Source organism: Dyadobacter sp. CY343 (assembly GCF_021390335.1).
GTDB lineage: Bacteria > Bacteroidota > Bacteroidia > Cytophagales > Spirosomataceae > Dyadobacter.
The window spans coordinates 195,246-206,351 of the sequence record NZ_JAJUXK010000007.1 but is presented as its reverse complement, the minus strand read 5'-3'; the positions used below and the strand labels follow the sequence as shown (position 1 = coordinate 206,351).

At 46.7% G+C, this 11,106-nt stretch carries 9 protein-coding genes; 5 read left to right on the top strand and 4 right to left on the bottom strand.

The genetic code is table 11. The features are described from left to right. The first annotated feature begins 110 nt into the window (after positions 1-110). A complete protein-coding gene (murQ, locus tag LZG94_RS22835; RefSeq protein ID WP_233793998.1) occupies positions 111-914 on the top strand; it encodes an N-acetylmuramic acid 6-phosphate etherase in 804 nt (267 codons plus the stop codon). Between the two features lie 69 nt (positions 915-983). On the opposite strand, the gene LZG94_RS22830 is transcribed toward murQ, so the two are convergent. Together LZG94_RS22830 and LZG94_RS22825 are read right to left on the bottom strand one after the other, a co-directional pair. After that, positions 984-1,772, bottom strand: coding sequence for an NIPSNAP family protein (locus tag LZG94_RS22830; RefSeq protein ID WP_233793997.1), 789 nt, complete (start codon positions 1,770-1,772; stop codon positions 984-986). A 97-nt stretch (positions 1,773-1,869) separates the two neighbouring features. Next, positions 1,870-2,901 carry a type IX secretion system membrane protein PorP/SprF gene (locus LZG94_RS22825; RefSeq protein ID WP_233793996.1) on the bottom strand — a complete coding sequence of 344 codons (1,032 nt, stop codon included), beginning with the start codon at positions 2,899-2,901 and terminating at the stop codon, positions 1,870-1,872. A 276-nt stretch (positions 2,902-3,177) separates the two neighbouring features. On the opposite strand from LZG94_RS22825, the gene LZG94_RS22820 reads away from it, so the two are divergent. From LZG94_RS22820 to LZG94_RS22810, 3 genes are all read left to right on the top strand, one after another. Beyond that, positions 3,178-6,003: a PKD domain-containing protein gene (locus tag LZG94_RS22820; protein ID WP_233793995.1), complete on the top strand. Its 2,826-nt coding sequence runs from the start codon at positions 3,178-3,180 to the stop codon at positions 6,001-6,003. Positions 6,004-6,103: 100 nt separating this feature from the next. Beyond that, positions 6,104-7,129, top strand: a complete 1,026-nt coding sequence (ruvB, locus tag LZG94_RS22815) for a Holliday junction branch migration DNA helicase RuvB (protein ID WP_233793994.1) — start codon at positions 6,104-6,106, stop codon at positions 7,127-7,129. An 85-nt stretch (positions 7,130-7,214) separates the two neighbouring features. Further along, positions 7,215-7,637, top strand: coding sequence for a (deoxy)nucleoside triphosphate pyrophosphohydrolase (locus LZG94_RS22810; RefSeq protein WP_233793993.1), 423 nt, complete (start codon positions 7,215-7,217; stop codon positions 7,635-7,637). Here LZG94_RS22810 and LZG94_RS22805 read toward each other — a convergent pair. Beyond that, the gene (locus tag LZG94_RS22805) at positions 7,623-8,984 is read right to left on the bottom strand and encodes a dihydroorotase (protein WP_233793992.1); all 1,362 of its coding nucleotides are present in this window, start codon (positions 8,982-8,984) and stop codon (positions 7,623-7,625) included. The genes LZG94_RS22810 and LZG94_RS22805 overlap by 15 nt on opposite strands. A 66-nt stretch (positions 8,985-9,050) precedes the next feature. Between LZG94_RS22805 and LZG94_RS22800 the strand changes: the two genes are divergently transcribed. Further along, positions 9,051-9,743, top strand: a complete 693-nt coding sequence (locus tag LZG94_RS22800; protein WP_233794136.1) for a ComF family protein — start codon at positions 9,051-9,053, stop codon at positions 9,741-9,743. Between the two features lie 50 nt (positions 9,744-9,793). Here LZG94_RS22800 and LZG94_RS22795 read toward each other — a convergent pair whose 3' ends face one another. Then, the gene (locus LZG94_RS22795) at positions 9,794-11,062 is read right to left on the bottom strand and encodes an SUMF1/EgtB/PvdO family nonheme iron enzyme (RefSeq protein WP_215236230.1); all 1,269 of its coding nucleotides are present in this window, start codon (positions 11,060-11,062) and stop codon (positions 9,794-9,796) included. Positions 11,063-11,106 lie beyond the last annotated feature (44 nt).

Here is an 11,106-nt window from a genome sequence, read left to right as displayed (position 1 = left end):
ATAATCAGCTCGATTTTTGACTTTAATCTTTAATTAATACCAAATTTCTTGAAGCAAAAGCATAGTAAAAGGAAAATATTTACTTTTGAAATTCAACTATCGCACTGCAAATGCTTACTACCGAATCTTCGTCCCAATATCACGACCTTGAAAAAATGAGTGTCAACGAGCTGTTGATCTCCATTAATGCCGAGGATCAAACTGTCCCATTCGCTGTTCAAAAGGCTATTCCGCAAATCGAAGCGCTTGTGGAACAGATTGTGCCACGCATGCAATCAGGGGGCCGGTTATTTTATATAGGAGCAGGAACCAGCGGCCGGCTTGGCGTTGTGGATGCTTCGGAATGTCCGCCTACTTTCGGGGTTCCGTTTGATTTAGTGGTTGGAATTATAGCAGGTGGTGACAAGGCGATCCGCAAAGCTGTGGAAAATGCTGAGGATGATAGTAACCAGGCCTGGATCGATCTAGCCGATTATCACCCTGGGAAAAATGATACATTAATAGGAATAGCGGCTTCCGGCCGCACACCTTACGTGATCGGCGGGTTGAATACGGCGCGGGAAGCTGGCATATTGACCGGCTGTGTGGTTTGCAATGCCGGCTCACTGGTAGCGCAGGCAGCCGAATATCCTGTTGAAATAGTAGTTGGTCCCGAATTTTTGACCGGCAGCACACGGATGAAGTCCGGTACTGCGCAGAAACTCGCATTGAATATGATCTCCACTGCTGTGATGATCAGGCTCGGAAAAGTGAAAGGAAATAAAATGGTCGATATGCAGCTTACAAACGAAAAGCTGGTAGATCGTGCTGTGCGGATGATCGTAGAAGAACTCAATATCTCTTCCGACGAAGCAGGATCACTTTTGAATGAGCACGGAAGTGTGCGGGCTGTGATTAATGCAATAAGAAAATAATGGGCATTTAAGCAAAAAAGGCTGCAACTCATTGAGCTGCAACCTTTTTTGCTTTTACGACTATTAAACTCAAATGTCAGAGTATTCAGTTGGGAAAAGGAACATCTGTACATTTTTAGCTACGTTATTCTGATATTCCGGCATCGTTTTCACTTTGCCCCATTCTGCATCCTCGCCGAATGATTTCCAGTGCGCATCGCGGGATGCTTTGTCTGCAAATGTGGTCAGGTACATCAGGTTAGGCATATTCGCGCCAGAAATCACCTCTCCGTAAAATACTGCATTGAACCCCAGGCGGGCAAAAATGCCAATCTCGTTTCCTGCATTGAACTGCTTTACCTTGTTCCAGTAGATCTTTTCTGTATGCCCTTCGTAGCTCCTTAGTTCGTAAATGCGACCGCTTTTCGGAGAAGTCAACTCAGGTTTTTTCATCATCGGACTATCTTCAAAAGCTCTCAGGATAGTCGATTTAATGCGTACATACGGCGGGTTTTTATATTCCGCGTCGATGTAATCCTTGCCGGCAGCGAGGTAGGCTGCATCTTTATTCAATGTTTTTGGCAGGTCAACGAGCTGGTCCAGTGATTTTAACGGAGTCAATACGTAGATTAATTTTCCAGCAGAAGTATCCGTAGCAACGGGCTTGAAAACGCCAATGTTTTTAATTCCTGCTCGGTGCATTGCCGGAATATATGCGTCTTTCAGGTAATTGTCTACCCGGGTAGCCTGATCGGAATCCTTAACGTGGTACACTTTAATTTCGTAAAATTCTCTTTTCGGTGGAGCGGCAAAAAGGAGCGTGGTAGCAAGTAGCATGCAGAGTGTCGCGAGCATGCCTTTTTTGTAACTAGTATTCATATTAAAATTCATAGGTTAAGATAATTTCAATAGCAGAAGACGAACGGGGCAAATCTTTACCCTCAGAGTCCTCGATAAAAAGTAGTATTAAACAATATTAAAATTTCGGGCAGGAAAGCTGCTTCTTGCTGCTTCGGCTACGTCTTTGTTTGGGTTCCAAAGGCGGGAAAATGTAGGATAGCGATATTTCGTGCGCCCCGCCGCTACCAACTCCAAGTGTAGAGATCGTGAGATCGTAGCTGTAACCGATCGAGAATTTATCCTGGCGAAAACCAGCCAGAAAGATCAGTGATTCGTGGTTATTTATATTCTGTGCATATTTTTTAAATGGAATCCCCCGGTACCAGGCGCCAAGTACGAGCGGTTCGAGGGTAACATAAAGTCCCGCATCGAACTGGTCGTATTTTCCTTGTTTTTTGTACATAATAGCTGGGGAAATGGTTTTTTCCTTATCGATTTCATCACCCAAAAAAGTATATCCCGCAAAAGGAATGCGTAACCCGGCCTGCAAACTGGCTTTTACGGGTAACCGCGCCTCGGTCAATCCGGAGAATGCCTGATTCGGTCTGTTCAAATGGTGCGCAGAAAGCCCGGCCCAGTACCAATCTGAATAAAGCATTGCCCCGGCGCCAAAATCGGCATAAAATACATTGGGGCCGCCCTGCGCAAAGGGATCTTCTGACGGATTTCCGGTTAGCCCGCCGTTATCGTATTGATCGCCGAAAGTAAGACCGAAATAATCCAGCGTACGCGAGCCAAATCCGCCCTGAATACCCAGCCGCAGTGAAGTAACTTCATTAAATTGCAGTTGGTAGGAATATTGTAATGCAGCTTCGGTAGATTTCAAATTTCCCAATCCCTGACTGTCCATTGTTACCAAAACACCAACTCCGCTATTAAAATTGGAAAAAAATGCATCGGCACCAAAAGAAGTAGTTACGAAATTGGCCGAAAGGGAAGGCCACTGGTTACGATAATTAACAGTCGCGCGAGGCGCAAGTGCTCCCCCTGCCAGCGCAGGGTTCAGGTATAACGGATTGGCATAAAATTGGGAAAACTGGGGGTCTTGGCTCCAACCATCTATGCAAACCAGTGTCAGTATAAAGAGGCAAAGTATACGCTTGGTCATATATTTAACTTATAGCCGCGATAAGAAAAGCGGCGAGGTTACGGACTAGAAAAATTTGCCCAAATTTAATTTCACAAAATATCTTCAAATTGCGTATTAATATTCAAATTAGAGTGGTTTTTACGACTTTCCCGCACAAAATTTTAACATTTTATTTTCGTTAGTATGTCGGGTAATCTGAATATTGAATGTGGTGGCTAGGGGTGTTTGAACTGTTAACGAAACATGGGGCGATTTTATAATAAGTACCAACAAATTTTTTGTGCTTTTTTCTTTATGCTGCTCACAACAGGATATGCGAAGGCGCAAACGGAATTTTTGGTAAGTGGACAATGTATGCAGAACCCCGATTGTGAGGCGGACTCTACTTCATTCAGGGATACGCTAAGTTCCGCAGTTGCGTGGCAATGGAGTTTTGGTGAAGGTGCCGCAACCGATACACGGCGTAATCCGCAGCATTCGTACATGGCGCCGGGCGCTTATACAGTTGCATTAACCCGTACTCTTAGAGGGGGGGCCAAGGAAACAGTGTCTCAGGTTGTCAATATCGGGGAGCTTCCGCCGGCTTTTCAGGAATGGAAAACTGATACTACCATCTGTCCGGGGGATACGCTTATTTTGGACCCTTATCCCAACGGAGCGCCGGCAGGAGCGAAGTTCGTGTGGTACCCGAAAGGCGATACTACGCAGACTTTGAATGTAGACAGCTCAGGCTGTTATTCGGTGGAAGTAATTCTGCCAAACGGGTGTAAAATCCAGGATCGGGTGAATGTGAAAATATGTATGGAACCTTCGGCTCAAGAAGGCGCAAAATGGTATTTCGGGGGAAATGCGGGGCTTGACTTTTCAAATAGCCCGCCTACGCCGATTACCGATGGAAAGGCCAATACACCCGAAGGAACTTCGTCCATTGCCAATTCAAAAGGTCAGCTTTTGTTTTATTCTGATGGGATAACGATCTGGAACAAGAACAGTGAGGTAATGCCCTGTTTTAGTCCGGGAAATTGTGCGCCTTTAAAAGGAAGTCCGAATTCGACGCAATCGGTACTTATCGTGCCCCAGCCCACATGTAAAGGCTGCGAATACCTCTTCAATGTGTTTACTACCTCAGATATCAACGGCGGCGAAAAGCTGTTGACGGTAAGTGTGGTCGATATGCGGAGGAACAACGGACTGGGCGCGATCATCGAGCAGAATACAACTTTGCAAACCCCTACAACCGAACGTATAGTGTCTGCCCGTAACGACCGCGACAGTACTTACTGGGTGATTTCACACGATTACGGTACCAACAAATTCCGCGTTTTTCATGCCACCGACGGTGGGTTAAATGAGAGCGGTACTTTTGATCTGGGCATCGCGCACGACAGCTTGCATAAGGCAGAAGGCTACATGAAATTTTCATCGCCGGACACTGCGACCGGGCAGAGAAGACTGGCAGTAATTGTACCAGGCCCGCCGAAAAATTATGTGGATCTGTTTTATTTCAATGATTCCACAGGAACACTTACCCACGACAAAACGGTCGATCTCGGCGCTGCGCCGCCTGTTGCATACGGTATTGAATTTTCACCCAGCGGGGAGAAAATGTATATTTCATTTAAAGGGGAGAATGGAACTAGTTCTTATCTGAAACAATACGATCTTACGCTGCCCGACAGTCTTCTAACCGAGACAGCTATTACCATAGACAGTTCCGCGACGCGACAATTCGGAGCACTGCAGTTTGGTCCCGACGGACGCATTTATATGGCGATTCAGGGGAGTGAGTATCTGGCGGTGATTGGTGAGCCGGAAGGGAATTCGCTGACGGGCGTTGAATATGAGCGTGACGGTGTAAATCTGGGCGGTCGCAATAGTCAGTTGGGTTTGCCGAATATGGTTCAGGATTTCACGCAGGAATCTTCCGGGCCGGGTTTTGAGGCAGATGGTTTTTGTACAAATGAACCCACTACATTCCAGGCCAGCCCGATTTGCGATCCTATTGAAGATAGTTATCAGTGGGATTTCCTGGGAGACGGCAGCTTTACTTCGCCTTCCAAAGAAACGCAGGCGACTTACACGTACACGCAACCGGGAACCTATATGGTAAGATTGCGCGCGTCGAACAAATGTAAGGATACGATCATTGTGCAGCCGGTAACGATTTACGAAACACCTCCGCAGATTAACCTTGGCGCCGACAAAGATACCTGCGGTGCTTTCGTGCCGCTTGATATGGGCGTGGAAGCAGAAGTATATGCGTGGATCAACCGCGGAAGAGTGGTTTCGCGCCAAAGAACTTATAATGCAACTGCAACCGGCCGGTATATTGCAGTCGCATTCAACGGCCCGCAAGGCGAATGCTACTCCGCAGATACCATTGAAATTACATTGCGCCGCCCGCCGGCATTTACAATAGGGCCAGATACCACACTCTGCCGTGATAGTTCTATCGTACTGCGCGTGCAAAGTGACAGATGGATTGAGTTTGACTGGAGTACCGGAGAAGATACCCGCGAAGTGACGATCGGTCAGCCGGGTTCTTACATAGTGATCGTGAAAGACAGGAATGATTGCTACAATTCGGACACGATCCAGGTTGGTGAATTGCCTTCGCCTGTATTGAACCTCGCTCCTGAAAATGTAATATGTCTTCCTGACGGTCAGTCTGTTATTCTGGATGCAAACGGGCAGGGGCAGCTATCCTACTTGTGGCCGCATTCCGGCGATACTACGCGAACCGTCACAGTAAACCAGGAAGGTGTGTACGTGGTGGAGGCGACCAACGAGTTTGGTTGTGTGGCTGCAAAATCGACTACGGTCGTGGATAAGTGCGAGCCGAGGTTCTTCATTCCTGATGCATTCACGCCGGACGGAGAAGGCAGAAACGAAATCCTGGAAATTTTCGGAGCCTACTTTACCAACTTTTCAATCCGCATTTATAATCGCTGGGGTGAGGTGATATATGCTTCCAATAACCTGGAAGACCGCTGGGACGGGACTTATAAAGGTCAAAAAGTGTTGCCCGGCGCGTATCCCTATGTACTTTCCTACGAGAGTCTTTACTACCCCGAACGTAACCCTACCGTAAAGCGTGGCTCTGTAATGGTGATTCGCTAATCCTTCTTTTTGCAGATTAAAACAGTTATTTTTGGTTAATAAGATACCCGCCGCATACCAGCGACGGGTATTTTTGAACAATACTATTCTATATTCAAATATGCGCCAGGACTATCTGTCGGGGGATAAAGAGGGATTATCCAATACTGAAAAAGAGATCGAACGGGCATTGCGTCCGCTTACTTTTGATGACTTTGCGGGGCAGGATAAAATTCTGGAAAACCTTAAAATTTTCGTTCAGGCTGCGCGGCAGCGGGGAGATGCACTAGACCACGTTTTGTTGCACGGGCCTCCGGGACTTGGAAAGACTACCTTATCCAATATCGTCGCGAATGAGCTGGGCGCCAATATCAAAATCACCTCCGGCCCGGTACTCGATAAGCCCAGCGACCTGGCTGGTTTGCTGACCAATTTGCAGGAGCATGATGTGCTTTTTATTGATGAAATCCATCGGTTAAATCCGATCGTGGAAGAATATCTCTACTCCGCGATGGAGGATTATAAGATCGATATTATGCTCGATAGCGGACCGAATGCACGGAGTATTCAGATCGGGCTTAATCCATTCACATTAATAGGCGCAACCACGCGGGCCGGTATGCTGACCTCGCCGCTGCGCGCCAGGTTTGGGATCAATGCGAGATTGGAATATTACGATGCAAAACTGCTTTCCTCTATATTGAAACGTTCCGCTACGATTTTGGGAACGCCGCTGGAAGACGATGCTGCATTTGAAATTGCACGAAGGAGCAGAGGTACCCCGCGCATTGCCAACAACTTACTCCGCCGCACACGTGATTTTGCACAGGTGAAAGGCGACGGCCGCATTACGATCCCCATCGCGGAAATGGCTTTGCTGGCTTTGGATGTAGATCAAAACGGGTTGGACGAAATGGACAACCGCATTTTGAGTACTATTATTAACAAATTCAAAGGCGGCCCGGTAGGCTTATCAACCATTGCGACGGCCTGTGGCGAAGAGGCAGAAACGATAGAAGAAGTTTACGAGCCTTTTTTAATTCAGGAAGGGTATATCAAACGAACTTCAAGAGGCAGGGAAGTGACCGAAAAGGCATTCAAACACCTCGGAATTTTGCCGAATTACAGGGCAGGCGAATTGTTCTGAGTCTTGTAATTTATTTAGTTTCAGGATATAGATGTAAAATAAGAATAGAAGTAGTAAATTTGCGGTAAAATTACTAACCGCCTCTATGCTTGAAGTGCTTGTATCTAAAAAATTAGTTGTGAGGGTGCCCTGCGCGGTCATTGAGCACAACGGAAAGATACTAGCCGGGCAACGCAGTGCAGCACTTTCCTTCCCGCTCAAATGGGAATTTCCCGGCGGAAAAGTTGAACAAAACGAATCTGACGAAGAAGCGCTGGTTCGTGAAATCATGGAAGAACTGAATGTCGAAATTGATATTCTTCAAAGACTTCCGGAAACTTCCAAAGACCAGGGCTGGCGCGAGATAATTTTGGTGCCTTTTATCTGTAATCTTCACACCAACAATATCATTCTGACCGAACACGAACAGATCCGCTGGCTCTCGCCCGAGGACCTGCCGACCCTGGACTGGACGGAAGCTGATTTGAATGTGATCCAGAATTACCTCGAATTTTTATCGGTTAAATAATAACCGCTCGCCTTTTACTTCTTCATTGAATTTCCCGTTTTCATAAACCAAGTGTCCGGACACAAATGTGTGCGTGACCTGGGAATTGAATTTCGTCCCTTCAAACGGCGACCAGCCGCATTTGGAATACAGCCCGCTCGCTTCCACTGTCGTAGTCGCATTAGTATCCACCAATATCAGGTCCGCCTTGTAACCTTCGCGGATATAGCCTCTGTCTTTAATCTGAAAACAATCGGCTACCGCGTGGCTCATTTTTTCAACCACTCTTTCAATCGAAATTTTACCTTCGGCGCTTAATTGCAGCATCACATTGAGGGTATGCTGTACCAGCGGCAAGCCGGAAGGCGCCTGCCAGTAATGCTGGGCCTTTTCCTCAATGGTATGCGGCGCGTGGTCCGTCGCGATCACGTCAATGCGGTTATCCAACACAGCTTGCAGGATCGCTTCTTTATGATGCGGTGCTTTGATCGCAGGGTTACATTTTATTTTGTTACTCAGCTTATGATAATTCTCGGCGTCAAACCACAAATGATGCACGCAAGCTTCGGCGGTGACCAGTTTGAGCTCCCCGTCGGAAAGCAGGATCTGTCCGTTTTTCCGGTTGCCTATTTCAAAAAGCGGCACTTCGTCGCCCGTCGAGATATGCAGTATATGCAATCTGGTTTTGTTTTTATGCGCCAGAGAAGTCGCAAAAGAGGATGATTTCAGACAAGCTTCCTCGTTCCGGATCAATGCGTGGATATTGTAAGGTACATTGTCGCCATATTGTTCTTTAAACATTTCCATGCGCTGGCGCACAGTCGGCTCGTCTTCACAATGCGTGGCAATGATGCACGGCGCATTTGCAAAGATCTTTTCCAAAACACCCGGCGCATCTACGAGCATATTTCCAGTGGACGATCCCATGAATATTTTGATCCCGCAAACCTGCGAAGGGTCCGTTTTCATCACTTCCTCATAATTATCGTTCGAGGCGCCCATGAAAAAGGAATAGTTCGCAAGAGAAGTCTGTGACGCGATCTGGTATTTGTCTGCCAGCAATTCCTGCGTGAGCGTATTCGGTACTGTATTCGGCATTTCCATAAAGGACGTTACCCCGCCAGCCACTGCCGCCTTTGCTTCTGTATAAATGTTGGCTTTGTAAGTGAGTCCCGGCTCTCTAAAATGCACCTGGTCATCAATCACGCCCGGCATCAGGTATTTGCCTTTTGCGTCAATAATGTTGTCGGCTGGAACGTGCTGTAAATTTTTTCCTATGCTTTTAATGTGACCATTTTCAATTAATACGTCTAAACCCTGAACCGTATTTTCATTTACTACCTGAGCATTAACTATCAATGTCGTCATATCGCGATAAGAATTTTCTTTCCAAAGTTATCCAGTCATTCTAAAAACCCCATTATTATTTTGAAAATGATTCTCCGTACGTTTTTTGCCGATTTAATAGACCTTATTTTCCCGCGCTGTTGCACCGGCTGCGACCAGTCTTTAATCGGGAGTGAGGCAACGTTATGCACCTTTTGCCGCATTTCTCTCCCAAGAATCGGGCAGAGCGGCCTGCATGCAGATACGCTGCGCTACAAATTTGTGAACGAACCCCGCGTGCTGCTCACGCATTCATTTTTACTTTTTACCAAAAAAAGCAAAGTGCAAAAACTGCTGCATGCATTGAAATATCGGGGTAACCAGGAGATAGGGTTGGTTCTGGGCCAGATGTTTGGTCAGGAAATGCAAAGTGCCGGGACTTTACCTCCGGTAGATCTGATCATCAGTGTCCCGCTGCATTTCAAGAAAAGAAAGAGCCGCGGCTATAATCAGAGCGATCTACTAGCTCAGGGCTTTTCCGAAGCGACCGGAATTCCGTGGTCTGGCTCGGCTTTGAAGCGGATTAGATATACGGAAACGCAGACGGGTAAAAATAAGATCGAACGGCGGGAGAATGTGAAAGGGGTTTTTGAAGTGGAAAATACATTTACCGCAAAGAAAGTAATCATCATCGACGATGTATTGACTACCGGAGCTACGCTCGAAGAATGCGTGCAAACATTGAGTAATGCAGGTTGCAGCGAGTTCTACATTCTCACAATTGCATTGGCACAGCATTGAAAAAGCCGCTACCTTTTCAGATAGCGGCTCATTCTTATATTCTTAATCAATTATTCTTTGTGACTACCAGTAGCGATCATCGCGCAACGGAAACCTACCATTGCAGTTGCCGAATCCTGATCCATGTAGCGACGTGTTCCCGGAGATAACCAGTAAGCAACATCCGACCAAGAACCTCCTTTGTACACCCTCAGCTTATCATCAACAAGTGAGTTAGCATTCTTGGTATCATAGTTCTTCGAATCATCCTGGTACCCGTCGCGGCGGAAAGAGTTCAAATCGTTTACGTCGGAGTTAGAAAGCGGACGGTAAACGTCATAAACCCACTCACTTACGTTACCTGCCATATCATACAAACCGTTGTCATTCGCAGGGTATGAGCGAATTTCCTGAGTGATAATAGCACCGTCATTCGATTTTCCGGCAATACCAGCATAGTCACCGGGACCACGTTTGAAGTTCGCAAGCATTGTTCCTTGTTTCCGGCCACGTGGCTGACGCATGGTAGAACCGTCCCATGGATAAATTCTTGAATTGGACTGGTTTTCATCAGAATACTGCGTTCCGATCATCGCCATTGCAGCATATTCAAATTCTGCTTCTGTTGGCAGACGGTAAGGAGGCATTACGTAGCCACTTTCAATTCTAAGTTGTGGTGCCGGAGCCGCAGCTTCTGCTGTTGCAACTGCTTCGCCTTCTGCTTTTTTCTTCTTGCCGAAAGAGAAACCTTTCTTTTTCTTGCCTCCTGCGGCAGCTGCGCCGGCTGTATTGTTAGCCTGGCTCACAGCGGCAGTACGCCACGCGCAATAATCGTTAGCCTGAACCCACGACACACCTACCACAGGGTAAAGTCGGAAACCAGGGTGGCGAAGATACATGGTCACGTAAGAGTCGTTGAAAGACAATTCGTTGAACCATACATTCGTATCAGGTAAAGCTTTGCTGTAAAATTCCTCAGATGAATCTCTCTGAACTGCGTTTAGATATTCAAGATAGTGAACGTTGGCTACCTCAGTCTGATCCATATAGAACGACTGGATACTTACTGTTCTTTTCGGATTATCCCTTCTTGTCATCACATCCTCTTCCAGCGAGCCCATTGTGAAACGGCCTCCCTCAATGTACACAAGGTCGGGGCCAGCAGGCAGCGCCTTGTATTGCTTTACTTCAAAGCCATCTTTGCCATTGTATGCCAACCCTGTTTTAGAACTTGTCTTACCAGGTTTCAAGCTGGTAGGTCTTTTGTTCTTACTACATGAAGTAGCCGCTAATAACACAATCAACATCAACGCGATCGACCGGGTACCCATCTTTTGCATGCAAATCATTGCTTAAAGTGACTTTATAGTTTGGTATTTTGTAG

Excerpts from the sequence above, each read along its gene's own strand:
- murQ (WP_233793998.1), top strand. The coding sequence starts at position 111 with ATGCTTACTACCGAATCTTCGTCCCAATATCACGACCTTGAAAAAATG.
- LZG94_RS22830 (WP_233793997.1), bottom strand. The coding sequence starts at position 1,772 with ATGAATACTAGTTACAAAAAAGGCATGCTCGCGACACTCTGCATGCTA.
- LZG94_RS22825 (WP_233793996.1), bottom strand. The coding sequence starts at position 2,901 with ATGACCAAGCGTATACTTTGCCTCTTTATACTGACACTGGTTTGCATA.
- LZG94_RS22820 (WP_233793995.1), top strand. The coding sequence starts at position 3,178 with ATGCTGCTCACAACAGGATATGCGAAGGCGCAAACGGAATTTTTGGTA.
- ruvB (WP_233793994.1), top strand. The coding sequence starts at position 6,104 with ATGCGCCAGGACTATCTGTCGGGGGATAAAGAGGGATTATCCAATACT.
- LZG94_RS22810 (WP_233793993.1), top strand. The coding sequence starts at position 7,215 with ATGCTTGAAGTGCTTGTATCTAAAAAATTAGTTGTGAGGGTGCCCTGC.
- LZG94_RS22805 (WP_233793992.1), bottom strand. The coding sequence starts at position 8,984 with ATGACGACATTGATAGTTAATGCTCAGGTAGTAAATGAAAATACGGTT.
- LZG94_RS22800 (WP_233794136.1), top strand. The coding sequence starts at position 9,051 with ATGATTCTCCGTACGTTTTTTGCCGATTTAATAGACCTTATTTTCCCG.
- LZG94_RS22795 (WP_215236230.1), bottom strand. The coding sequence starts at position 11,062 with ATGCAAAAGATGGGTACCCGGTCGATCGCGTTGATGTTGATTGTGTTA.